Raw genomic sequence first — 24,188 nt, forward strand, 5'->3', positions numbered from 1 at the left:
CTGCTCTCACCGCTTCGTGAAACCGGTGGCCAGCTGATCCGCCATCGGACCGACCGTCGCCGGGATCGACAGCACGCTGGGGGCTGATGACGCCCAGGCCAGCGAGTGATCCTCGACGAAGAAGAAGTAGGACCCCTGGGCGATGGGCGCCCAGCGGGCGACCAGTGGGTGCTCCAGGGTGCGGGTGACGTCATCTGGGACATCACCCCACCCGACGTGGAACTGTGACTCGACCTGACCCAGTTCCTCGAGGCTGACGGAGGTCACGAACTCCTCTGCTCCCGAGGCCGCGTCGTAGGCCCCGGCGTCGTCGTGGCGCAGGAGCTCGGGCAGTTCGCCGCCGAGCTCGACCACCTTGTCCTTGAACCAGGGCAGGTACTCCTTGACGGTCCCCCAGGTGAAGTCCTCCACCCCGACCGGGACCACCCCCAGTGCGGCCACGACGTCCTGGGAGTACCAGCCGAGGGTGACCACGCGCTGGGGACGCTCGGTGATGGTGGTCTCCCCGAAGACGTGTGTGATGGTCACCGGTTGATGATCCACGGCTGGTTGGGACCGTGGCCCGGTTGGGGCCGGGGCGGAGCAGGAAGCCACGGCACACACCATGACCAGGAACAGGACCACCCTGCGCAGGGTCGATGACATCGTCTTTCCTTCCTCAGGACTGCGTGAGGAGACACAGGTTAGGCAGCCCTAAGCCTTCTGGCTATCATCACGATCAGCCATGGATCTTCCAGAAAGCAGTCAATCGTGTCCGAATCCGACGATTCCTTCCCCTCGGGTGCCGTGTTCGACGACGTGGTTCCGTCTTCCATGACAGGGAATTTTCTGGTGGCGGAGAGCACACTGATCGATGCCAGGAGCCATTTCGCGAGGCACTACCACACCATGGACCAACTGGCCTGGCCGCAGCACGGTGGGCTTTCGGTGCGCGTCGCGGATGCGTGGTGGCGGGTCACCCAGCATCATCTCGTGTGGATCCCGGCCCACACCGAGCACGAGGTGTGGAACGACGGTGCCGACGTGTTGCTGAGTCTCTACGTCGCGCCTTCCCTGCGACCACACGGCAGGAGGTGGTCCAGACCCCTGTCACTGCAGGTGAACGACCTCTCGGGGGCACTGATCCGTCACCTGTGCACCAATGAGAGTTCATCGATCAGGGAACAGTTGTCACTCGCCCTGCTGCGTGACGTCCTGGAGCACAGCCCCGAGAACCATGACGTGCTGGCGTTGCCGAGCCATCCTTCGGCCCACCGCGTGGCCGAACAGCTCCTGGCGGACCCCGCCTCGCCACGCACCATCGAGGACTGGGCCGAGCAGGTCGGTGTCAGCTCCCGCACCCTGCTGCGTTGCTTCCTCAACGACACCGGAACCACGTTCACGAAGTGGCGCACCCGGGCCAGGACCTACCATGCGGCCCGTCTCCTGGCCGAGGGGTGGAGCGTGCAGGATGCCGCGGTGGCCGTCGGTTACGCCACCGCAACCGGCTTCATCAAGGCCTACCGCAGCACCTTCGGCACCACCCCGGCCCACCATGCCGCCCGCCGTCGACGCCAGGACCTCTGACCTGCCACCAGCCGGATCCCATGCGTCGTGCACGATGTCTGACAGGACCCCGTGACGATGCGCAGTGAGGTCTCACCCGGGTCGAGGAACCACCGGGTACATCCTCTAAGCTGACCGGATGACCACCAGTATCCCGATTCTCACCACCGCGAGCACGCCTGCCCCCGACGCCGACGTCCTGGTCCTCGGCCTGACCAAGGCCAACGACGAGCCAACCCTCGTCGGTGCCTGCCCTGACCTGACGCAGGCCTGGGACAGTGCATTCCCGCAGGACCTGCTGACCACCGCGATCACCCTCGGGGCGAGGAGCAGGCTCGGCACCGTCGCCGTCCTGCCACCGCTCCGCGAGCAGCGTGTCATCGTGGTGGGGCTGGGCGAGGTCGACGTCACCCCTGCCGCGGTGCGTCATGCCGTCGGCACCGCCCTGCGGAGCATCACGGGCACCGACGGCGCCGAGGCCTGGAAGGTGACGCTCAGCCTGGAACTGGGCGACCCCGAACTGGGTCAGGCCGCAGCCGAGGGCGCCCTGCTCGGCGCCTACCGACGCCCCCGCGTGGGCAAGGACGACTCCTCCCTGCCGGTGGGTGAGGTGGAGCTCGTGATCGGCCAGGATGCGGTGAAGGAGGCCGTGACGGTGGCCGGGACCGTCGCGGCAGCGGTCGCCCAGGCCCGTGACTGGGTCAACACCCCACCGAACCTGCTGTTCCCCAAGACCTTCGCCGAGGCCGGGAAGGAACTCGTGGCGGACCAGAAGGTCGCGGTGGAGATCCTGGACGAGAAGGCCTTGGCGAAGGGCGGCTACGGTGGCCTGCTCGCCGTCGGTGGCGGTTCCTCACGATCCCCCCGACTGCTGCGTCTGGCCTGGGCCCCGAAGGGCGCGAAGTTCCACCTGGCCCTGGTGGGCAAGGGCATCACCTTCGACTCCGGTGGTCTCGACATCAAGCCCGCCGGACAGATGGCCGCCATGACCTCCGACATGTCCGGGGCCGCTGCCGTCATCGCCGCCACCCGGGCGATCGCCGAACTCGGTCTGCCCATCAAGGTCACCACCTATGCCGCGATGGCGGAGAACCTGCCCTCGGGCAGCGCCTACCGCTCCTCCGACGTGCTGACGATGTTCGACGGCACCACGGTGGAGAACGGCAACACCGACGCCGAGGGACGCCTCGTGATGGCCGACGCCCTGGGCCGTGCCACGAGGGATGAGCCCGACCTCATCGTCGACGTCGCGACCCTGACCGGGGCCTGCATGGTGGCGCTCGGCACCCGCACCGCCGGGCTCATGGCCAGCGACGACACGACCGCGGACCAGCTGCTGGATGCCGCCGAGGCCGCCGGCGAGGCCTTCTGGCACCTTCCCATCACCGACGACCTGCGCGAGGGTCTCACCTCGGAGGTCGCCGACCTGCGCTCCACCGGCAAGAACCGCTGGGGTGGCGCACTGACCGCGGCCGCCTTCCTGCAGCACTTCGTGGGTGAGACCCCGTGGGCGCACCTGGACATCGCTGGCCCGGCCTTCAACGAGGATGCCCCGTGGGGCTGCACCCCGAAGGGCGGTACCGGGGTCGCGGTGCGCACCCTGGTCGCCCTGGCGACGAACCTCGCGGGCTGAGGACCGATCGTGCCCGACCGGTGGCGATGATCGAACCGGTCGGGCACGACGCGGGATGCGTGTGTTCAGTGCTGGAGAAGATCAGCGGCATGTACCAGCAGGGCGTCCCGGACGAATCGGCTGCTCTCCTCCCCGCCGAAGGCATGGCGCAACCCGGGGTCCTCAACGTACATGTGGGCCAGGCCCGTGATCATCTCCAGCGCCTGGCCATGATCCCCGGCGTGGGTGGGGGTTCCCGGGATCCGGGAGAGCCACGCGATGTGGCATCTCACCATCTCACGTGCTGGAGTTGACCCCGGTGTGACCCCGCTGCGGAAGGTCCTCACCCAGTCGGCCACGAGCTGCTCCGACTCGCGCTTCCACTCCTGCTGCTGGGAGAAGGTCTTGCCGTGCCACCAGCGGTTCCCCGCCTCGTAGGCCTCACGTCCCCACCTTTGGACCACCTCGGCCTCGTAGCGGTCGTTGAATCCTTCGAGCAGGATGTCCGGGTCGGGCTCCCTACCATCCCGGCGCGCCTCCAACAGGTGCCGCACAGCCGTGATCCTGACCTCCAACGCTGCTCGTTGGGACTTCAGCACCCGGATGTGGTCCTCCAGCGCGGCCACCTCCTGCACCTCGTCCTCGTGCTCGAGCAGCTCGGCGATCTGCGCCAACGGCATGCCGACGTCCCGGAGCAGGAGGATCCGTTGCAGCCGGGCGACGGCGTCGGAATCGTAGTGCCTCACCCCTGCGGCGGTGACCCGGCTCGGGGCCAGCAGCCCGATCTGGTCGTAGTGGCGCAGGGTGCGCGTGGTGATCCCGGCACGTCGTGCCAGTTCAGCGACGTCCCATTCGATCATGTGCCCCCTTCTGAATCACATGTTCACCGCGATGTCCCGGCGACGATGCGCCAGTCGGTCCGCACGTTCGCCGCGGCCGTGGTCCGCGTCGCGGTCAGGTGGCCGTCCACCAGAACCCTACCGGCCGCATACCCGGCTCCCGTGGGCAGACCGACGGGTTCGGCGCCGAAGCGCCTGGCGGCGGCGTCACCGTGCACCCACGGCACCATGTGCTGCATGCCGGTGATCTCCAGCCCGGAGAGCACCTTGGCGACGGCGTCCTCACTGCTGCCCGCCGCGCCCACGAAGTGCGTTGGCCCCGCTTCACCGTAGAGCTCCCGCGCGAACACGTCGGCCAGTCCTTCGGCGACCACCTGCTCCCCCACGGCCACCGTCATGGGGTTCCAGACGATCCCGCCGGGACCGTATCGGACGTTGTGATGCAATTCGTGCGCGGCGATCGCCTCCACCCGCTCCAGGACGGTCGGGTTCGGCCACAGCGTCAGCTCGATGAACCCTGCGATGCCGCCGAAGGCCGACAGCCCCTGGATCTCATGCATGAAGTGGTCATCCGTGGGGTCGCCGAGGGTGATGAGCACCCTCAGCTCCTCGGGGAACCTCAGGTCCGGGTCGGCCTCACGCAACGCCCGCATCGCGGTGTCGAGCCCCGCCTCGACCCGTTCCGGAACCCGCGCGGAGCGCATCGCGGTCAGGGCCTCACGCAGGAGCTCGTCGTGACCGGTCAGTGGAAATCCGAAGGTGCCCCGGTGCGCAGCGAGGTGATCGGGCCCACCCGGGATCCATGGGAACATCCCTGACATGGGTTGTCGCATCGAAAGAAGCAGGTCCGCACGTTCGCTCTCGGGTGCGTCGAGAATCGCCAGGGTCTGGTCGAGGGAGTCGAGCGCGTTGATCTTCATGACGGCGACACTATGAGTTGACGCTGCGTCAACGGCAACCCGGCACCAGTGGCGCGTCGACTCAGCGCCTCTTGTTGCGGATGCCGTACTCGCGCATGCGTTGCGGGTACGGCACCACCCCGGCGTCGTAGGCCGGGATGTCGTGGCGGGCCGCGAAGTCGTGGCCGAACGGGATGGAGGGGATGGCGCGACGGGTGGACTCACCGTCGGCCGCCACCAACAGGATCGACGGCTTGTTGAAGCTGGTCGGCTGCTCGATCCACGCCTCGACCCCCCGCCTGCTGGTCACGAAGTCGTCCAGATGATCCAGCAGGACATCAGAGATGTCCTTGTTTTCCTTGGCCACCTGGGCGGCGACCTTCCGCTTCGAGAACCAACCCACGCCGCAATTATGCCCAAACCGACCCCGGCTGAAGAAGACCGGTCACCTGTCACATGCGGCGGCAGCACCGAAACCGGGATAGGCTTGGGGAGCATAGCGATGCGCGAGACGCAAAGGAGCCCAAGTTCACATGTCCACCGAAGTCACACTCCCGGTACTGGGTGAATCGGTCACCGAAGGCACCATCTCCCGCTGGTTGAAAGCCGTGGGAGACACCGTCGAGGTCGATGAACCGTTGCTGGAGGTCTCCACCGACAAGGTCGACACCGAGATCCCCTCCCCGGTTGCCGGCACCCTCCTCGAGATCAGGTTCAACGAGGACGACGTGGCCGCCGTGGGTGCCGTCCTCGCCATCATCGGCGACGCCGAGCAGGGCGAGGCCGCCGCGCCCGAGAGCACTCCGGCCCCTGAGGCCGCCGCTGCGGAGCCCACCCCGGCACCCCCGGCCGTCGAGAGCGCACCGGCACCGTCGACCCCAGCTCCTGCCTCCTCCGGCTCCGCCACCGAGGTCACCCTGCCGGTGCTCGGGGAATCGGTCACCGAGGGCACCGTCTCCCGCTGGTTGAAGGCCGTGGGTGACTCGGTCGAGGCGGACGAGCCCCTGCTGGAGGTCTCCACCGACAAGGTCGACACCGAGATCCCCTCCCCCGTCGCCGGCACCCTGTTGGAGATCAAGGTGGCGGAGGACGAGGTGGCGGCCGTGGGCGCCGTCCTGGCCCTGATCGGTGACGGTGCCTCCGCGGCACCTGCCCCCCAGGCGCCGGAACCCACCCCCGCGGCCGAGGCTCCCACCCCGGCCGCCCCTGCTGCACCGACTCCGGCCCCGCAGCCCACGCACGCCGCCCCGGCGGGCCAGACCGCCACCACGGAGGATGCGGTGGCCGCACGTCGCGCCACGAAGGATGACATCTACGTCACCCCGCTGGTGCGCAAGCTCGCCGCCCAGCACGGTGTGGACCTCGGCTCGGTGCAGGGCACCGGAGTGGGTGGCCGGATCCGCAAGCAGGACATCCTCGACGCCGCCGAGGCGGCCAAGCAGGCCGCAGCCCCTGCCCCCCAGGCCACCGCGCCGGCTGCCCCGGCCGCTGCCCCCGCCCCTGTGGCCTCCGCCGAGGCCCTGGCCCTGCGCGGCACCACCGAGAAGCTGTCCCGGATGCGCAAGGTCATCGCCGAGCGCATGGTGCAGTCACTCCAGGTCGCGGCCCAGCTCACCGCCACCGTCGAGGTGGACCTCACCGCGATCTCCCGGCTGAGGGCCGTCGCGAAGGACGACTTCAAGAAGCGTGAGGGCGCTTCGCTGTCCTACCTGCCGTTCATCACGAAGGCCACCATCGAGGCCCTCAAGGCCATGCCCATCCTCAACGCCACGGCGGACTTCGAGGCGGGCACCCTGACCTACGCCGCACAGGAGAACATCGGCATCGCCGTCGACACCGAGAAGGGCCTGATGGTGCCGGTGATCCACGGGGCCGGGGACCTCAACCTGGCGGGGCTGGCCAAGCGCATCGGTGACCTGGCGGCCCGGACCCGTTCCGGCCAGGTCACTCCGGACGAGCTCGGTGGCGGCACCTTCACCATCACCAACTACGGCTCGGCCGGGACCCTGTTCGACACGCCGATCATCAACCTGCCGCAGGTCGCCATCCTCGGTACCGGCGCCCTGGTGAAGCGACCCGTCGTGGTGAGTGATCCCCACGGCGGCGACAGCATCGCCATTCGCGACATGATGTACCTGTCGCTGAGCTACGACCACCGGCTCATCGACGGCGCGAACGCGGCCCGGTTCCTGCAGCTGGTCAAGACCCGCCTCGAGGGCGGTGACTTCGCCGGGGAACTCGGTCTCTGAGACAACACCGCGGGGCCCGCAGGATCACTCCTGCGGGCCCCGCGGTGTTCGTCTCGTTCGGCTGCTCAGATGAGGCCGAGCTCGGTGACGGCGTCACGCTCCTCGACGAGCTCAGCGACCGAGGCATCGATCTTGGCGCGCGAGAAGTCGTCGATCTCCAGGCCCTGGACGATCTCGTACCTCCCGTCCTTCACCACGCACGGGAAGGAGGAGATGATGCCCTCGGCGACCCCGTAGGAACCGTCGGAGGGAACCGCCATCGAGACCCAGTCGCCCTCGGGCGTGCCGAGCGCCCAGTCGCGCATGTGCTCGACGGTGGCGTTGGCCGCCGAGGCGGCCGACGACAGGCCTCGGGCCTCGATGATGGCGGCGCCACGCTTGGCGACGGTGGGGATGAAGGTGGACTCGATCCAGGCCTCGTCACCCACCAGCTCGGCGGCGTTGCGGCCGTTCACCTCGCAGTGGAACAGATCCGGGTACTGGGTCGAGGAGTGGTTGCCCCAGATGGTCATCCTCGTGATCTCACCGACGCCGACCCCCAGCTTCTGGGCGAGCTGGCTCTTCGCCCGGTTGTGGTCCAGCCGGGTCAGGGCGTTGAACCGCTCGGCCGGGATGTCGGGGGCGTTCTTCATCGCGATGAGGGCGTTGGTGTTGGCGGGGTTGCCGGTGACGAGGATGCGCACGTCGTCGGCCGCCACCTCGTTGAGGGCCTTGCCCTGGGCGGTGAAGATGGCTCCGTTGGCCGACAGCAGGTCGCCACGTTCCATCCCGGCCTTGCGGGGCATCGCCCCCACCAGCATGGCCATGTTGGCGCCGTCGAACACCTTCTTCGGGTCATCGCCGATGACGATGTTCTTGACATTCGGGAATGCGCAGTCGTCGAGTTCCATGACGACACCCTCGAGGGCCTTCAGCGCGGGGGTGATCTCGAGAAGACGCAGTTCGATGGGACGATCGCCCAGCAGTGAACCGCTGGCGATGCGGAACAGCAGGCTGTAGCAGATCTGACCGGCTGCGCCGGTGACAGCCACCTTGACGGGAGCCTCAGTGCTCATCGTGCGGACCTTTCTTTCGACTGTGATGTCCGTCTCTCACCCTATCGCCTGGTGCACCCGCACCGGTTCCGGGGTCAGGGCCCCGGGGGAACGACGAGGGCACACAGTGCGATCGTCAGGCCCAGCCCGCCCATGAGCAGGACGTCCACCGGGCGGCGACGCACCACGAGCAGTCCGGAGACGTGGCGCGGCAGCACCGCTCTGGCCGCAGCCGCGACGAACAGGGCGAAGGCCATGATGACAGCTCCCCGTCGCCAGTGCCCGAACGCGGTGACGACGACCCCGACCAGCAGGATCGCCACCGACACCAGCAACGCCCCGGGTCGGTTCGGCAGCAGCTCAGCCCTCTTGTCGTGCATGGAGCACCTCGGCTCGGTCCACGATGTTGCTGAGCAGCATCGCCCGGGTCATCGGCCCCACACCACCGGGATTCGGGGTGACCCAGCCCGCCCGGTCCCAGACATCTCCCGCCAGGTCACCCACGACCCGACCGTCGACCCGGCTGACCCCGACGTCGATGCACACGGCACCGTCCTTGATCATGTCCGCGGTGATCATCCCGGGCACCCCGGCCGCCGCGACGACGACGTCCGCCCGCCGTGTGTGATCGGCCAGGTCCCGGGTGCCGGTGTGGCAGAGGGTGACGGTCGCGTTCTCGCTGCGTCGGGTCAGGATCAACCCGAGGGGACGCCCGACGGTGATGCCGCGTCCCACCACGCACACCTGCGCGCCCTGCCAGTCCAGACCGTGGTGGCGCACCAGCTCGACGATGCCGCGGGGGGTGCAGGGCAGGGTGCCGGGTTCGTTCAGCACGAGGCGTCCCAGGTTGATGGGGTGCAGGCCGTCGGCGTCCTTGTCAGGGTCGAGCAGCCCGAGTGCCCGGTTCTCGTCCAGGTGTCCCGGGATGGGCAGCTGCACGATGTAGCCGGTGCAGGCCGGTGACTCGTTGAGCTCCCGGATCGCTCCTTCCAGCTGCTGCGCGGTGGCGTCGGCTGGCAGCTCCACCTGGATGGACTCGATGCCCACCTGCTGGCAGTCACGGTGTTTCATGCGCACGTAGTTCTGGCTCGCCGGGTCCTCACCCACCAGGACCGTGGCGAGCCCCGGAACGAACCCGGCCGCGCGGAGCCGGGCGACCCGGTCCGCCAGCTCGGTCTTGATGGCGGTGGCGGTCGCCTTGCCGTCGAGCACCTGTGCGCTCATCTCACGCTCCTCAGTGGAAGAAGTGTCGGGTGCCGGTGAGGTAGAGGGCCACTCCCCGCTCCCGGCACAGGTCGATGGTCTCCTGGTCACGCAGGGAGCCCCCGGGTTGGACGATGGCCCTGACCCCGGCGTCGATGAGGATCCGAGGCCCGTCGGCGAAGGGGAAGAAGGCGTCCGATGCGGCCACCGACCCGGCGGCACGTTCCCCGGCCCGTTGGACGGCGAGTCGGCAGGAGTCGACGCGGTTGACCTGGCCCATCCCGACACCGACGGAGGCACCGTCGTGGGCCAGCAGGATGGCATTGGACTTCACCGCACGGCAGGCCCGCCAGGCGAAGACCAGGTCGGCCAGGGTGGCCCTGTCGACGGCCTCGCCCGCCTGCAGCTCCCAGGCCGCCGGGTCATCCCCGATGGTGTCGATGCGGTCGGGCTGTTGCAGCAGGGCTCCTCCGGAGATGGGGTGCAGGGTGCGTTCCCGGTGGGTGTACGGGGCGGCCCGGAGCAGCCTCAGGTTCTTCTTCGCCATCAGCATCTCCAGCGCCTCGGGCTCGAAGTCGGGCGCGATCACCACCTCGGTGAAGATCTCCCGCAGCTGCTCCGCGAGTGCCGAGGTGACGGGGCGGTTCGTGGCGACCACCCCGCCGAAGGCGGAGACGGGATCGCAGGCCTGTGCCTTGCGGTGGGCCTCGGCGATGTCCGCCCCCACCGCGATGCCGCAGGGGTTGGCGTGCTTGATGATGGCGACCGCGGGGGCGTCGAAGTCGTGGGCGGCACGGTGGGCGGCCTCACCGTCGGTGTAGTTGTTGTAGCTCATCGGTTTGCCGTGCAGCAGTTCCGCCTGGGCGATCCCGTGAGGACCGGGAGGGTAGGTGTAGAGCGCGGCAGCCTGGTGTGAGTTCTCCCCGTAGCGCAGGTCCTGGCGTTTGACCCAGGTGGCCCCCAGCCACTCAGGGAAGGAGTCGTCGGCTCCCGATGCGATGGTGCCCCCCAGCCAGGAAGCGACCATCACGTCGTAGCTGGCGGTGTGCCGGAAGGCCTCGGTGGCCAGGTCCCGGCGCTGCTGGAGGGTGAACCCGCCCTCGGCCAGCGCCGTTCCCACCTCCGCGTACTGGGCCGGGGAGGTGAGCACCGCCACACCGTGGTGGTTCTTCGCAGCGGCCCGGACCATGGCGGGCCCCCCGATGTCGATCTGCTCGATGCACTCGTTGACGCTGCCCCCCGCGGCGACGGTGGCCTCGAACGGGTAGAGGTTGACCACGACGAGGTCGAAGGCCTCGATCCCGAGTTCATCCAGCTGTCTGCCGTGTTCGACCAGACGTGGATCGGCGAGAATCCCGGCGTGGATCCGGGGGTGGAGGGTCTTGACCCTTCCGTCAAGGCACTCGGGGAACCCGGTGACCTCCTCGACGGGGGTGACCTCGATGCCGGCCGCCGCGATGTGTGCGGCGGTGGAGCCGGTGGAGACGATCTGCACCCCGGCGGCGTCCAGTTGCCTCGCGAGTTCCTCCAACCCGGTCTTGTCGTGGACGCTGATGAGGGCGCGCCGTGGGGTGATCCGGTCCGTCATGTCTCTCCTTGTCTCCAGGAGCGCACGGTCTCGATGAGCAGACGGCGCTCCACCACCTTGATGCGTTCGTGAAGGGTCTCGACGGTGTCGTCGTCCAGCACCGGGACGGCCCCCTGGGCAAGGATCCTACCGGTGTCGATGCCGGGGTCCACGAGGAACACCGTCGCCCCCGAGACCTTCACACCGTGGGCGAGGGCGTCACGGGGGCCGTGCATCCCGGGGAAGCTCGGCAGCAGTGCCGGGTGGGTGTTGATGGTCCGGCCACGAAAACGCGCGAGGAAGGCCTCACCCAGCAGTTTCATGAATCCGGCGGAGGCCACCAGGTCCGGGGCGAACCCTGCGACGATCCCGGTGAGCTCCGCGTCCCACCGGGCACGGTCCTCGCCTCTGCCCAGAGGATGGGCGACGGCGGGAACGCCTGCGGCCCGGGCCCGTTCCAGGGCCGGTGCCGCGGGCTGGTCCGAGACCACGCCGACGACCTCGGCATCCAGCTCGCCCGCCACGACCGCGTCGAGGAGCGCCTGGAGCAGGGTCCCCGAGCCGGAGACCAGAACCACCACACGAGTTGTCACGGCTCAACCCTACCGTCGCGCCGATTCGCAGGTCGGGTAGCGTGCTGACCATGGCACACCCACATCACGGACATGCTCACGGCCACGCGCAGGGACGCCCTTTCGGTGCTCGTCCCAACCTCGACTTCGACCAGGCACCGTTCATCGTGATCTGGGAGACCACCCAGGCCTGTGACCTGGCGTGCAAGCACTGCCGGGCCTCCGCCCAGCCACTGCGCGACTCCGGTGAGCTGTCGACGACGGAGGCCTTGCAGCTCCTCGACGACGTGCGGAGGTTCGGTCGGGTGGTGTTCGTGTTCTCCGGTGGGGACGCCTTCAAGCGACCTGACATCATCGAGTTGGTGCGGCACGGCGCCGAGATCGGGCTCCGCATGGCGATCACCCCGGCCACCACGCCGCTGGCCTCCCGGGAACGGCTGGTGGAGTTGAAGGAGGCGGGGCTGACCCGGCTGGCGGTCAGCCTGGACGGCTCGAACGCCGAGATCCATGACGAGTTCCGGCGGGTGCACGGCAGCTTCGACCACGGCATCCGGATCCTCAGACAGTCACAGGAGATCGGGCTCAGCACCCAGGTCAACACCGTGGTGCGCAAGGGCAACATCGACGACATGCCCGCGATGTGCGAGCTGATGACCGAGCTCGGGATCGTGTTCTGGGAGGTCTTCTTCCTGGTCCCGATGGGACGGGCGAAGAAGGACGACGTGGCCAGCGCCGAGGAGTTCGAGACGGTGTTCAACCAGCTCTACGACCTGAGCAGGACGGCCCCCTTCGACCTCAAGGCCACGGCGGCCCCGCAGTACTCCCGCGTGGTGATGCAGCGCAAACGCGCCGAGGCCCGACAGGGTGCCGACACCGACCTCGACGTCCTGACCTCCGGGATGCACTACTCGCAGCAGGACGGGATCGGGCGGGCCCGCAACGTCAACGACGGCGACGGTTTCATGTTCATCTCCCACGTCGGTGACATCTACCCCTCGGGGTTCCTCCCGATCAGGGCGGGCAACGTCCGCACCGACGACATCGGGGAGGTGTACCGCAACTCGGACCTGTTCCGTACCCTGCGGGACCGCAGCCAGCTGAAGGGCAAGTGCGGGTTCTGCTCCTACCGTTCGTTCTGCGGTGGCTCCCGGGCCCGCGCCTACGCCATGACGGGTGACTTCCTGGCCGAGGAGCCGTTCTGCGCCCACGAACCCCGGGCCCACTGAGCGGGTTCAGCGTCGGGGCAGGGTGTCCTCGTCGTCATCGGCCGGTCGCGGCTCGGCGCCCTCCTGGTCCAGCCGGGACTCGCGGGTGATCTCCTCGTCGATGACGTCAGGATCCTCCGTGGTGGCCAGGCTGGCCCGCCACTCGGCCCATTCCTCAGCGGAGGGCCACTGCCGACGCAGCAGTCCGACGACCAGGCCCACGACCAGGCCGGAGAGCCCCAGCAGGCTGGGGGCCGTGATCGCGAGGTCCTTGAGTCTCACCCCCAGCATCGCCAACCGGTTCGTGCCGAGACCGCCGGAGGCGACGGTGGCGAGCAGCACCAGGCCGAATCCTGCGGCCACCCCGGTGAGGGCACCGACCAGGGTGGTCTCGTCGAACCTCCGGGCCGGACGGGCGAGAGCGACGAGACCACCTGCCAGGGCCCCGGCCAGCACCCCGCCCAGCAGCCACAGCCACAGCGGTGTCGGCATCCTCCCGGGATCGGGGATCGCGCCGAGGACCGGGATCGCCGGGAGGAAACCGACGTCGGTGATGCCCATGGAGATCAGTGAGTCGTCGCCCAGGGTGAGGCCTGCTCCCAGCGACCATGCGGTGGCCCAGACGACCAGGTTGGGCAGGTAGGCCAGTTGCAGCACCAGCAGGATCACCAGGCCAGCCGTCCCGGGATCGAGGGTGTCCGTGATGGCGATGATGCGATCGCGTTGCAGGTACAGGCTGATCGCCAGCAGCACGGCCCCGACGGCGAGACAGATCCCCCAGGCGACCCCGAGGGCTCGGGGCACGCAACGCAGCCACACCGGCCACCTGCCCCGAAGGTCGAACTCGAGCGCCGAGACGGATCCCCACAGTGCCCCGAGTCCACCGACGAGGACGGCACCGAGCAGCACCCTCGGCAGGGAGACCCCGGCCACGAAGGTCGCGAGGACCCCCAGACCCAGGAGGTATCCGATCACGAACACCCCGGAAACGCGCATCACGATTGCGCGACTGTCGACCCGGAGTTCACCGGTGTCGTCCGAGACCCCTTGGGAACGTGCCGCGTGCCTGGCCGCAAGGGCCGCCAACGGGCGGCCGAGCAGCATCAGCACGGCGGTGCACCCCAGCGGGACGATGCTCACCCGCTGCCCTGCCACCTCGACCGGGACGCCGTTGGACAACAGCAGCATCCGGTTGGCCAGGTCGAGGGCCCCGGTCAGCTGGGCGCGAGGCGAGGTGAGCCAGCCCAGCACCGCCGGGGCGGCCAGCAGGAGCCAGCCCGCGGCGACCACGGCGAGACCTCCGAGGCCCGCCACGAGGTACCAGGGCAACAGCACGTGAAGACGCCTGACCGGCTTGGTCGCGTCCACGTCGACGGTGATCGTCCGGTGCTTCGATGAGCGCTCCCCCACAGCCGTGTCCTCCACTCGATGGGCAAAAACCTGCGCGTCATGGGTACCCTGTAGAAATGAAGTGCCGCCGATCGGCGGTGTCACATCCGCTTGGAGGTGTACATGACTGACTCCGGCAACGAGCGTCCCCGTCGGGCTTTCGCCCCTGAGGGTGCCGAGCCGGACGGCCTTGACGATACACGCCGCGCCGTCCCCGGTGGTGCCCGACGCGGCGCCGCGGATGACTTCGACACCCCCTTCGCACGTCCGGCCGATCCCGACTCCGCCACCGCCATCCCGGCACCGGTGCTGCCCGAGACGGAACGTCGTCTCGACCCTCCGGCAGCGGTGGGACGTCGCTCCGTCTCCTCGGCCCCGGACGCTCCCCGTCGTTCCGCGCCGAGCACGACCTCGCCCACCACCGCGACCATGTCGTTCCCGTCGCGGGCCCGTCTCGAGGAGTCCGGGGAGGGCGACGGCGGGTGGTTCCACCACCATCGCCGAACCCTGCTGCTGTGGGGAAGTGGTGCCCTGGCCGCCCTGGTGCTCATCGTCATCGGGTTCTTCGTCCTGGCGAACCGTGGCCGTGGTGACGAGGCCCAGCAGCCCGGCGAGTCGACCACCTCGGAGCTCCCTCCGGCGGCCAGCACCGCCAACCTCATGGAGGCCTCGGACGCCGGCAACATCGTCCCGGATGTGAGCTGGTCGCAGGTGACCACCTCCGAGTTGAAGAAGGACCACCAGTACCGTGTGGTGTGTCGGGGCAAGGACGTGGCCGACATCAACCCCGTGGTCTCGCTCCAGCGCACCCTGGGCGCTGACGACGCGGAGCGCCAGCCGGCCCTCCTCCACGAGATCGACGGCTACGCGAGTGTGGATGCCGCCACCCAGGTCTACGCGAAGCGGGTGAGCGACATCTCCACCTGCGCCATCAACCAGCTCTACATCGCCGGCGCCACGGCGGTGACCGGCCTGGGTGACGAGGCGGTCCAGGTGACGGTCGTCTCCGAGGAGGAGAACAGCCTCCACCACACGCTGTTGATGGTGCGCACCGGTCGTACCGTGTCCACCTTCGTCGTGAAACAGACCGGGGCCGCGGTGGATCCCGCTCCACTGGCCCGGGCAGCTGCGGTCCGGCTGCAGGAGATCTGCGCCGCTTCGGAGGGCACCTGCCCGGGTGAACCGACGGTGACCCCGTCGGTGCCACCCAGGGTCGAGCCACCGGGGTGGCTCATCAGCGCCGACCTGCCACGGATCACCCCGGGCTCGGGCAAGTGGGTGCAGGGTGGTGCACCCGCGGACGTGAAGGCGAACGGCATCGGGTGCGAGAACATGTCCTTGGACACCGATCCGGGTCCCACCGAACGCCAGCAGATCACCTTCGTGCTGAGCGAGACCAATCAGGTCCCGGCTGGTTTCGGCCTCGACGAGCTGCGTTTCACCTTCGCGGACGAGGAGGCCGCCAGCGGCTTCGAGTCCACGCTGGTGAGCAACATCCTCTCCTGCAAGGAACGGCTCACCACGGCCAATGTCGCTGAGTTCGAGGCCGTGAGCGGCACCGGTGCCAACGAGGTGCCGGTCACCGCCCGGATGTTCTCGGTCTCCCTCGACAAGTCGGACGACAGCAAAGCCCACTACCAGCTGGTCATCACCCGGGCCGCCAACACGGTGAGCTACGTCCTGGTCGCGGTGGCACCGGAGTACCAGTTCAGTGAGGCCCAGCTGGGCAGCGTCGCCATCCGTGCCGCCCAGCGGGCCACCCAGGCCTGAGGTCAGCGCGTGTGACGACGCAGTTCGGCGATGCTGTCACGCACCAGCTGAGCGGTCTGGCTCGGGGTCTCCCCGACGCGCACCCCGGCGGCCTCCAGGGCCTCCTTCTTCGCGGCCGCGGTGCCCTTGCTCCCGGTGACGATGGCACCGGCATGGCCCATCGTCCGGCCTGCCGGGGCGGTGAAGCCGGCGACGTACCCGATGACCGGTTTCGAGACGTGCTGCTCGATGTGGGCGCCGGCCCGCTCCTCCGCGTCGCCCCCGATCTCCCCGATCATGACGATCACCTCGGTCCCGGGGTCCTCCTCGAAGGCCTGCAGCACGTCGATGTGGGAGGTGCCCACCACCGGGTCGCCGCCGATCCCGACGGCGGTGGAGAAGCCGTGATCACGCAGTTCGTACATCATCTGGTAGGTCAGCGTCCCGGACTTGGAGACCAGCCCGATCCGGCCCTGCCCGGCGATGTGGGCGGGGATGATGCCGACGTTGGACAGCCCCGGTGAGATGAGTCCCGGGCAGTTCGGGCCGATCACCCTGGCCCCGTTGGCCCGGGCCGCCGCGTGGAACTCGAGGGCGTCGCGCACCGGGATGCCCTCGGTGATGACCACGCACAACCCGATGCCGGACTCGACGGCCTCGACGACGGCGTCGCGGGCGAACCTCGGGGGGACGAAGACCACGGAGGTGTCGGCCGCGGTGGCCGCCACCGCGTCAGACACCGTGTCGAACACCGGTACCGGGTCCTCCTCGAAGAGCACCGACTCACCGCCACGACCGGGGGTGACACCCCCGACGACGCGGGTGCCGGACATGATCATCCGTTGGGTGTGCTTGCGCCCTTCCCTGCCGGTCATGCCCTGGACCACGACGCGGGTGTGCTGGTTGATGAAGACAGCCATGGTTTCCTCTCCTGATGCCTCAGTGCCCGGAGGCGAGTCGGGCGGCCGTGGCCGCTGCCCGGTCCATCGTGTCCTCGACGTGGATGAGTGGGTGTGCCGCCTCCTCGAGGATGGCCCTGCCCACCTCGACGGAGTTGCCGTCCAGGCGCACCACGATGGGCAGACGCGCGTCGTCACCGAGGAGCTCGAGGGCGTGGACGATGCCGGTGGCGACATCGTTGCAGGCCGTGATCCCGCCGAAGACGTTGACGAGGACACTCCTCACCTGCGGGTCACTCATGATGATCCGCAGGCCGTTGGCCATGACCTGGGAGGAGGCTCCGCCCCCGATGTCCAGGAAGTTGGCCGGTCTCGGCGCCCCGGGCAGGTCCCTGCCGGCCCGCTCCACCACGTCGAGGGTGCTCATCACCAGTCCTGCCCCGTTGCCGATGATCCCGACGCTGCCGGACAGGTGGACGTAGTTGAGATCCAGGGCACGGGCCTGTTGCTCCAGTTCGGTCTCGCCGGAGGAGGCATGGTAGGAGGCCCAGTCGTGCCGGAAATCGGCGTTGCCGTCAAGGGTCACCTTGCCGTCGAGCGCACTGAGCGAACCGTCGGTGAGCCTCACCAGGGGGTTCACCTCCACCAGGGTCGCATCGACGTCGTGGAACAGCCGCCACAGTGAGACGAAGACCTCTGCCAGCGCCTCGTGATCCGCCTCCGGGAATCCTGCGCGTGCCGCGATCTCACGGCCGACGGCTCCATCGATGCCAACGGTGACGTCCAGGGGGATGCGCACCAGCGCCTCGGGATGTTCGACGGCGAGGGTCTCGATGTCCATGCCACCCTGCCGGGAACACATCGCGAGGTAGCCACCGGCAGCACGGTCCAACAGGATGGAGAAGTAGTGCTCCTCGGCGATCTCGGCGGCCGGACACACCATCACCTCCTCGACGGTGTGGCCCTTGATGTCCATGCCGAGGATGGCCGACGCCACCTCGGCCACCTCCTCGCGACCACGGGCCAGCTTGACCCCGCCGGCCTTGCCACGTCCCCCGGTGCGCACCTGCGCCTTGACCACCACCACCTCCGCATCGAGGTCGGTGCGAGCGGAGACGGCCTGCTCGGGGGTTCTGGCCACGATTCCGGGTAGGACGGGCACACCGAAGTCCCTGAACAGTCCGCGTGCTTGGTACTCCAGCAGATCCATGGACATCAGCTCCTGAATCGACGTTGATCTGGGGGGCAGGGCCTCACCCTAACCGCTGCGACGGCTGCTGGTCCACCGTCTTGGCCCTTGCCATCCGAAAAGGTGGCCACCATTTTGAGAACAAGCTGAGAATTGCTAAGGTTTAGCGCGTTGGTTCCCTGAGGAGACGACTTTGAAGATCAACGAACCGCGACCTGCGGCACGCCGGGCCCTTGCTCCCGAGCAGGACGTCGAACCGGACGTCGTCGAGGCCTCCATCGCCACCCCCTCCCGTCGAGGCCGTGCCCGGCTGAGCCGGACCGCCGTCGCAGCGGTCGCGGCTGGCAGCGTGGCAGCAGCCGCCGTCTTCGGATGGGCCTGGAGCTCACGGTCCGCGGACGAGTCGGTCAGCGAGGTCATCGCCACCGATGCCGCGGTGCCTGAGAGCGCCGCCCGGGCCGTCGAGAACGGGTTCCCCACCAACGAGGAGGACGCCTCCCGCTCAGCGATCCGCAGCAACCTGGACACGGCCATGGCCGACCAGGCCGCCAAGGAGCACGAGGAGGACCTGGACTCCACCTACAACGACTCCACCAGCAACATCGCCACGGAAACCGCCGCCGAGCGGGAGGCCAAGATGGATGCCGACCTGGAGCTGGTGGCGGCCCAGGAGGAGAAGATCAAGGCCGAGAAGCAGGCTGCCGCCGAGCGCCTCGCAGCCGCTGAGGCCGCCCTCAAGAAACAGGGCGTCGACACCTCCAAGATCTCGAAGGAGGACCTCAACGCAGCCGGTTCGAAGGGAGGCGCACTGCCGCTGAAACCCGGGACGTTCCGGATGGGTCCCCACTACCGGCAGCACGGCATCTGGGCCCGCTACCACACCGGGCAGGACTTCACTGCCCCGAAGGGCACCGAGATCTACGCCGCCGCCTCGGGCATCGTGATCAGCCCCACCAGCGCCGGCTGGGCCGGAACCAACGTGGTGATCTCCCACTCCAACGGCGGATCGACGCTGTACGCCCACATGTCCCGCTCGGTGGTCAAGCCCGGTCAGAGCGTCAAGGCCGGTGACCTCATCGGCTACGTCGGCTCCAGTGGCAGGAGCACCGGCCCGCACCTCCACTTCGAGTACTACCCGAAGGGCACCACCCCGGGCAAGGTCTACGAGGCCGGTGATCCGATGGCCTTCCTGCGGAGCCTGGGCGTCAACGCCTGACCCAGGTGCACTGATCCATCCTCATCGTGCCCCACCCGCTGCGGCGGGTGGGGCACGATGCCGTGGTCAGAGCTTCTCCATCGGTGCCTGGGCCGGGGCCAGGCGTTTCCTGCCGGCCGAGCCGAAGTCGACGTCGACGCGCTGCTTGTCGCCGATCCCCTGCACCGCGAGGACCGTTCCCATCCCGAACATCGAGTGGAGCACCCGATCCCCGACCGCCAGGTCGCTCACGGGAGTGGGCCGGGTGCGGCCCTTGCCGAGGCCCACCGCGTCCCTGGTCCGTGAGACCCGGTCGGCGCTGCTGGCCGCCCAGCCGACCGACGGCTCCTCACCGAGTCGGCGCCAGTCGATCAGGCCGGACGGGATCTCGTCGAGGAATCGTGAGGCCGGGTTGTGGCCCACCGTGCCGAAGGTGACGCGCACCTGGGCCCGGGTGAGGTGGAGCAGCTTCCGGGCCCGGGTGATCCCCACGTAGGCCAGGCGTCGTTCCTCCGCCAGTTCCTCGGCCGAGGCCATGGCCCTGGCGTGGGGGAACACCCCGTCCTCCATGCCGGTCAGGAACACCGTGTCGAACTCCAGCCCCTTCGCGGTGTGGAGGGTCATCAGCGTCACCACACCCTGCCCGTCGCCGTCCGGCACCTGGTCCGAGTCCGCCACCAGCGCGATGCGCTCCAGGAAGGCGGGCAGCGAGTCGTCGGGTTCGGGCATCCCGGCGGCAAGGGGTGAGCCGGCGTCCTCGTCGTCGAGATCGACGGTGTTGGCGGCGGCCACGAACTCCGCAGCGACACTGACCAGTTCCTCCAGGTTCTCCAGCCGGGTCTCGTCCTGTGGGTCGGTGGAGTTCTGCAGTTCCGCCAGGTAGCCGGATCCGGTCAGCACCGAGGTCAGGATCTCGTGGGCCGGTCGGCCCTGGGCCATCTGCACCCGGTGCGTCTCGATGAGGTCCACGAAGGTCCGGATCTGCTTCGCGGACCGGGTGGACAGGCCCGGGGCCTCGTCACTGCGGGTCAGGGCCTCGAAGAAACTGATCCGCGTGGCCGCGGCCAGCGAGGCGATGGCGGCCTCGGCCCGCTCCCCGATGCCCCGTCTGGGCACGTTGAGGACGCGGCGCACGGACACGTCGTCGGCCGGGTTGGCGATGGCACGCAGGTAGGCGATGGCATCACGCACCTCCTTGCGCTCGTAGAAGCGCACTCCCCCCACCACCTTGTAGGGCATCCCCACCCGGATGAACACCTCCTCCAGGGCCCGGGACTGGGCGTTGGTGCGGTAGAACACCGCCACGTCCCCGTACCGGGTGACACCGTCGTCGACCAGCCGGTCGATCTCGGAGGCGACGAACTGGGCCTCGTCGTGCTCGGTGTCGGCCACCCATCCCACGATGGGGCTGCCCTCACCGAGCTCACTCCACAGGGTCTTGTCGCGACGACCCTCGTTGCGGGAGATCACGGCATTGGCCGCCTGGAGGATGGTGTTGGTGGAGCGGTAGTTCTGGTCCAGCACGATGGTGCGGGCGCCGGTGAAGTCGGCCTCGAAGTCCAGGATGTTGCGGATGGTGGCACCACGGAAGGCGTAGATGGACTGGTCGGAGTCCCCCACCACCATGAGTTCGGCGGGCTCGACCGCCTTCATCCCGCTCGCGGACGGGGTGGGCTCGCCGCACAGCTCCCGGATCAGCACGTACTGGGCGTGGTTGGTGTCCTGGTACTCGTCGACCAGGACGTGCCGGAACCTGCGGCGGTACTTCTCCCGGACGTCCGGGAAGGCCTGGAACAGGTTGACGGTGGTCATGATGAGGTCGTCGAAGTCCAGGGCGTTCGCGGCCCGAAGGCGCGCCTGGTAGTCACGGTAGACCTCGGCGTGGATCCTCTGGTGGGGGCCTGCGGCCACCTCGGCCGCGGTCTCGAAGTCCACCAGGTCGTTCTTCCAGGTGCTGATGGCGTTCATCACCGCACGCACCGGGAACTGCTTCGGGTCACATTCCTGGTCACGCAGCACCAGACCCATGAGTCGTTTCGCGTCGGCGTCGTCGTAGATGGAGAAGGACCTGGCCATCTGGAACCGGTCGATGTCGGAGCGCAGGATGCGCACGCAGGCGGAGTGGAAGGTGGAGACCCACATCAGTCTGGCCCGGTTGCCCACCAGCTCGGCCACACGCTCCCGCATCTCGGCGGCGGCCTTGTTGGTGAAGGTGATCGCCAGCACCGCCCCGGGGTGGACGCCACGGACCCCGACCAGGTGCGCGATCCGCCTCGTCAGCACCCGGGTCTTCCCGGAACCTGCCCCTGCGACGACGAGGACCGGGCTCCCGGCATGGGTGACGGCATCCAGTTGTGGCGGGTTGAGCCCCTCGAGGAGATCCCCCTCGTCCACCTGCCGGGCCGACACGACGGGGTCTGGACGCGATGCCGTCCGGTTGGTGGTGAACACGGCGGCGAGATCAGGGAAGAGACTGTCTGACATGGTGGATCCACCCTATTGGACACCGCTGAGATCCGCGCCATGACATGTCGACCCAAACGGACGACAGGAACGGGCTCCCGGGCGTTCCTTCCGCCCGGGTGTCTCGTCTAGGGTGGATCAGGTAACGGTTTCGTAACTGCCGGAAAGACTGCGTATGCGTTTCATCCAGCTGGCCGCCGCGGTGGCACTGCTGCTGCCCACGGGACTGGCGACGGCACACGCGGCCCAGCCCGACCTCACCCCCGTCGTCCTGCCGATGGAGGAGAACACGACGGCCGGGTACGCCCGAACCATCCTCGCGAAGGTCAACGAGCTCCGGGCCGACAAGGGCCTTGCCCCGGTGACCAGGTACCGGGAGCTGGACGCCATCGCCACCGACTGGTCGCAGCAGATGGCGACGCAGGCGTCGTTGTCGCACCGGCCGAACTTCACCAACCACTACCCCTCCGGCTGGAGCAACGCCGCGGAGAACGTCGCGATGCACGGCGGGAGCGGTGACATCGGGGCGATGATGTTCGACCTGTGGCTGAACTCCCCCGGCCACTACGCCAACATGGTCAACCCTGAGTTGAACTCCATCGGGATCGGCCTGGCCCACGATCCGGTCAACAACGCCTGGTACGCCACCCAGAACTTCGCGAACTACTCCGACGCCGAGGCAGCAACGCTGACGAAGGTCGGTGGCGAGTCCCCCCGCCCCCGGCCGAGCCCGACCCCGGATCCCAGCACACCGCCGTCGCCCCCTGCCCCGAGCCCGTCGAAGGAATCCACCCCACCGCAGTCACCCACCCCCTCACCGACCCCGACCCCGTCCGAGCCCGACTCCCCCACTCCCGAGGGGCAGGACGCCACGTCGCCCAGTGCCTCGGGCAGTCGTCCTGCGATGACCCTGCCCAGTGAACTCGTCGAGGATCCCACACCTTCGTCGGATGCCCCCATGGTCACCCCCTCCGCCACCACCTCGGAGCCGACGCCGACACCCTCGCCGAGCATCCAGCCCTCCGGTTCCCCGGCCGCCCTCGCCGAGCTCGACGAGGCCGGTCCGTCCTGGGGCATGATCTCCTTGGGCGTCGCGCTGACCGGCACCGCCGTCGCGGGCCTGGTGTTCCTCTTCCGACGCCTGTTCTAGACCTCACGGTCGCGGGAGACCCAGCCCTTGGGGGTGAAGGACAGGTTTCGTTCACCGACGACCAGGTCAGCGACGGCGTCCAGGTGCCGCAGCTGATCCTCATCCAGGGTGATCCCCACCGCGGCCGCGTTCTCCCGGACCCGGGTGATGGAGCGGGTACCGGGGATCGGCACCACCGGTAGCCCGTGTCGCTGCTGGGCTGTCATGAGCCAGGCCAGGGCCACCTGGGCAGCGGTGGCACCCAGGTCCTGCGCGATGCCCTGGATCACCCGTACCACCGCCTGGTTCGCCTCGAAGTGCCGCTGGAACCGATCCTCGGCCCTGAGCATGGAGGCTGCGATCCGCTCCGGGGTCAGCGTCCCGGTCAGGAACCCACGACCCAGCGGGCTGTAGGGCACGAAACCGGCACCCACCTCCCGGGCCGCCGGGACGACCTGCGCCTCGACGTCCCGGGACCAGAGGCTCCACTCGCTCTGGATGGCGGTGATCGGATGCACCGTGGCCGCTGCCCTGATCTCCGGGGCGGTCACCTCGGAGAGCCCCAGGTGCCGGACCTTGCCCTCGGCCACCAGCTCGGCCATCGACGCCACCGTCTCCTCGATGGGAACCCGGAGATCCCGGCGATGCATGTAGTAGAGGTCGATGGTCTCGATGCCGAGCCGCTTCAGGGAGGCCTCGCAGGCGGAGCGCACGTGGTCGCGGTCCCCACGAACTGCAGGCGCGTCCGGAGTCCCGATGGCTCCGGTGATGCCGAACTTGGTGGCCAGCTGTACCTCGGAACGTCGCTCCCGCAGCAGCTGGGCCATCAACTCCTCATTGGTGCCCGCCGGGCCACTCGTCTTGGGGCGGGGTTCACCGTAGACGTCGGCCGTGTCCAGAAAGGTGATTCCTGCATCCACGGCGGCGTGCAGCACCCGCAGCGCCTCCGCCGGGTCGGTGTGGCCGTAGACGTGGCTGAGCGCCATGCCGCCGAAGCCCAGGCGGCTGACCTCAAGGCCGTGGCCGAGATCGATGGTGTCGGTCATTCTCGCTCCTTCTCCTCGATGAGGTGCTGGTAGGCGCCGATCTTGCGGTCGAGCACCTCGAGATCGCTGGTGAGCTGGTCCAGCTGGCCCCGCACGCTCTCCCGGTGTCGCCGCAACAGCTCCAGACGCTCCGGGTGGGTGCTCTCACCCGCCATCACCAGCTCCACGTAACGCCTCATCCGCGCCACCGGCATGCCCGTGCGACGCAACCGCACCAGTAGCTGCACCATCACAACGGCTCGGTCGTCGTAGCTGCGGTGGCCGTTGTGGTCACGGTCCACGTGCGGGATCAGCCCTTCTCGTTCATACCAGCGCAGGGTGTCCCGGCTGAGTCCGGTCAGGTCCGCCATCTCGGCTATCCCACGCTTCTTGCTCGCCTTCGGCATGTCCTCCACGGTAGGCGT

At 68.8% G+C, this 24,188-nt stretch carries 22 protein-coding genes; 7 read left to right on the forward strand and 15 right to left on the reverse strand.

The window, feature by feature from the left end:
* Positions 1-6 precede the first annotated feature (6 nt).
* Entirely contained in the window at positions 7-528 is a 522-nt protein-coding gene (locus tag EII34_RS15875; RefSeq protein WP_185711146.1) for an ABC transporter substrate-binding protein, read from the reverse strand.
* Positions 529-750: 222 nt separating this feature from the next.
* Between EII34_RS15875 and EII34_RS02995 the strand changes: the two genes are divergently transcribed.
* Both EII34_RS02995 and EII34_RS03000 read left to right on the forward strand, forming a co-directional pair.
* The gene (locus tag EII34_RS02995; protein ID WP_124842782.1) at positions 751-1,566 is read left to right on the forward strand and encodes a helix-turn-helix transcriptional regulator; all 816 of its coding nucleotides are present in this window, start codon (positions 751-753) and stop codon (positions 1,564-1,566) included.
* 118 nt (positions 1,567-1,684) lie between these two features.
* Positions 1,685-3,178 (forward strand): leucyl aminopeptidase, encoded by a 1,494-nt coding sequence (locus EII34_RS03000; RefSeq protein WP_124842784.1) that lies wholly within the window; start codon positions 1,685-1,687, stop codon positions 3,176-3,178.
* A 65-nt stretch (positions 3,179-3,243) separates the two neighbouring features.
* On the opposite strand, the gene EII34_RS03005 is transcribed toward EII34_RS03000, so the two are convergent.
* From EII34_RS03005 to EII34_RS03015, 3 genes are all read right to left on the reverse strand, one after another.
* Positions 3,244-4,017 (reverse strand): MerR family transcriptional regulator, encoded by a 774-nt coding sequence (locus EII34_RS03005; RefSeq protein WP_124842786.1) that lies wholly within the window; start codon positions 4,015-4,017, stop codon positions 3,244-3,246.
* Between the two features lie 23 nt (positions 4,018-4,040).
* The gene (locus EII34_RS03010) at positions 4,041-4,916 is read right to left on the reverse strand and encodes a DUF2268 domain-containing putative Zn-dependent protease (protein WP_124842788.1); all 876 of its coding nucleotides are present in this window, start codon (positions 4,914-4,916) and stop codon (positions 4,041-4,043) included.
* A 61-nt stretch (positions 4,917-4,977) separates the two neighbouring features.
* On the reverse strand, positions 4,978-5,298 hold the full coding sequence (locus tag EII34_RS03015; protein ID WP_124842790.1) for a hypothetical protein: 321 nt from the start codon (positions 5,296-5,298) through the stop codon (positions 4,978-4,980).
* A 130-nt stretch (positions 5,299-5,428) separates the two neighbouring features.
* Here EII34_RS03015 and sucB point away from each other — a divergent pair, with 130 nt between their 5' ends.
* Positions 5,429-7,144 carry a 2-oxoglutarate dehydrogenase, E2 component, dihydrolipoamide succinyltransferase gene (sucB, locus tag EII34_RS03020; protein ID WP_124842792.1) on the forward strand — a complete coding sequence of 572 codons (1,716 nt, stop codon included), beginning with the start codon at positions 5,429-5,431 and terminating at the stop codon, positions 7,142-7,144.
* Positions 7,145-7,209: 65 nt separating this feature from the next.
* Here sucB and EII34_RS03025 read toward each other — a convergent pair whose 3' ends face one another.
* The 5 genes from EII34_RS03025 to purN all read right to left on the reverse strand — a co-directional run bounded on the left by EII34_RS03025 (position 7,210) and on the right by purN (position 11,541).
* Complete coding sequence (locus EII34_RS03025; RefSeq protein WP_124842794.1) at positions 7,210-8,199, reverse strand: malate dehydrogenase; 990 nt, start codon at positions 8,197-8,199, stop codon at positions 7,210-7,212.
* A 74-nt stretch (positions 8,200-8,273) separates the two neighbouring features.
* Positions 8,274-8,558 (reverse strand): DUF3017 domain-containing protein, encoded by a 285-nt coding sequence (locus EII34_RS03030; RefSeq protein ID WP_124842796.1) that lies wholly within the window; start codon positions 8,556-8,558, stop codon positions 8,274-8,276.
* Positions 8,539-9,402 carry a bifunctional methylenetetrahydrofolate dehydrogenase/methenyltetrahydrofolate cyclohydrolase gene (locus EII34_RS03035; protein WP_124842798.1) on the reverse strand — a complete coding sequence of 288 codons (864 nt, stop codon included), beginning with the start codon at positions 9,400-9,402 and terminating at the stop codon, positions 8,539-8,541. Before EII34_RS03035 ends, EII34_RS03030 begins: the two co-directional genes overlap by 20 nt.
* Positions 9,403-9,412: 10 nt before the next feature.
* The gene (purH, locus tag EII34_RS03040) at positions 9,413-10,969 is read right to left on the reverse strand and encodes a bifunctional phosphoribosylaminoimidazolecarboxamide formyltransferase/IMP cyclohydrolase (protein ID WP_124842800.1); all 1,557 of its coding nucleotides are present in this window, start codon (positions 10,967-10,969) and stop codon (positions 9,413-9,415) included.
* On the reverse strand, positions 10,966-11,541 hold the full coding sequence (gene purN / locus EII34_RS03045) for a phosphoribosylglycinamide formyltransferase (RefSeq protein WP_124842802.1): 576 nt from the start codon (positions 11,539-11,541) through the stop codon (positions 10,966-10,968). The genes purH and purN overlap by 4 nt, the downstream gene beginning before the upstream one ends.
* A gap of 50 nt (positions 11,542-11,591) precedes the next feature.
* Here purN and EII34_RS03050 point away from each other — a divergent pair, with 50 nt between their 5' ends.
* The gene (locus EII34_RS03050) at positions 11,592-12,746 is read left to right on the forward strand and encodes a TIGR04053 family radical SAM/SPASM domain-containing protein (protein ID WP_124842804.1); all 1,155 of its coding nucleotides are present in this window, start codon (positions 11,592-11,594) and stop codon (positions 12,744-12,746) included.
* 6 nt (positions 12,747-12,752) lie between these two features.
* Here EII34_RS03050 and EII34_RS03055 read toward each other — a convergent pair whose 3' ends face one another.
* A complete protein-coding gene (locus tag EII34_RS03055; protein ID WP_124842806.1) occupies positions 12,753-14,135 on the reverse strand; it encodes a cell division protein PerM in 1,383 nt (460 codons plus the stop codon).
* Positions 14,136-14,237: 102 nt separating this feature from the next.
* Between EII34_RS03055 and EII34_RS03060 the strand changes: the two genes are divergently transcribed.
* The gene (locus tag EII34_RS03060) at positions 14,238-15,884 is read left to right on the forward strand and encodes a hypothetical protein (protein WP_124842808.1); all 1,647 of its coding nucleotides are present in this window, start codon (positions 14,238-14,240) and stop codon (positions 15,882-15,884) included.
* Positions 15,885-15,886: 2 nt separating this feature from the next.
* On the opposite strand, the gene sucD is transcribed toward EII34_RS03060, so the two are convergent.
* Entirely contained in the window at positions 15,887-16,783 is an 897-nt protein-coding gene (gene sucD / locus EII34_RS03065) for a succinate--CoA ligase subunit alpha (RefSeq protein WP_124842810.1), read from the reverse strand.
* A gap of 19 nt (positions 16,784-16,802) precedes the next feature.
* Positions 16,803-17,972 (reverse strand): ADP-forming succinate--CoA ligase subunit beta, encoded by a 1,170-nt coding sequence (gene sucC / locus EII34_RS03070; protein ID WP_124843012.1) that lies wholly within the window; start codon positions 17,970-17,972, stop codon positions 16,803-16,805.
* A gap of 172 nt (positions 17,973-18,144) precedes the next feature.
* Between sucC and EII34_RS03075 the strand changes: the two genes are divergently transcribed.
* Positions 18,145-19,167 (forward strand): M23 family metallopeptidase, encoded by a 1,023-nt coding sequence (locus EII34_RS03075; RefSeq protein WP_124842812.1) that lies wholly within the window; start codon positions 18,145-18,147, stop codon positions 19,165-19,167.
* Between the two features lie 66 nt (positions 19,168-19,233).
* Here the strand turns inward: EII34_RS03075 and pcrA are convergent, their stop codons facing one another.
* Positions 19,234-21,630, reverse strand: a complete 2,397-nt coding sequence (pcrA, locus tag EII34_RS03080) for a DNA helicase PcrA (RefSeq protein WP_124842814.1) — start codon at positions 21,628-21,630, stop codon at positions 19,234-19,236.
* A 154-nt stretch (positions 21,631-21,784) separates the two neighbouring features.
* Between pcrA and EII34_RS03085 the strand changes: the two genes are divergently transcribed.
* Positions 21,785-22,759, forward strand: a complete 975-nt coding sequence (locus EII34_RS03085; RefSeq protein WP_124842816.1) for a CAP domain-containing protein — start codon at positions 21,785-21,787, stop codon at positions 22,757-22,759.
* Here the strand turns inward: EII34_RS03085 and EII34_RS03090 are convergent.
* Entirely contained in the window at positions 22,756-23,784 is a 1,029-nt protein-coding gene (locus EII34_RS03090; protein ID WP_124842818.1) for an aldo/keto reductase, read from the reverse strand. The two genes, EII34_RS03085 and EII34_RS03090, sit on opposite strands and share 4 nt — an antisense overlap.
* Complete coding sequence (locus EII34_RS03095; protein ID WP_124842820.1) at positions 23,781-24,170, reverse strand: MerR family transcriptional regulator; 390 nt, start codon at positions 24,168-24,170, stop codon at positions 23,781-23,783. The genes EII34_RS03090 and EII34_RS03095 overlap by 4 nt, the downstream gene beginning before the upstream one ends.
* Positions 24,171-24,188 lie beyond the last annotated feature (18 nt).

It is taken from the genome of Arachnia propionica, from assembly GCF_003859805.1.
Lineage (GTDB): Bacteria > Actinomycetota > Actinomycetes > Propionibacteriales > Propionibacteriaceae > Arachnia > Arachnia propionica_C.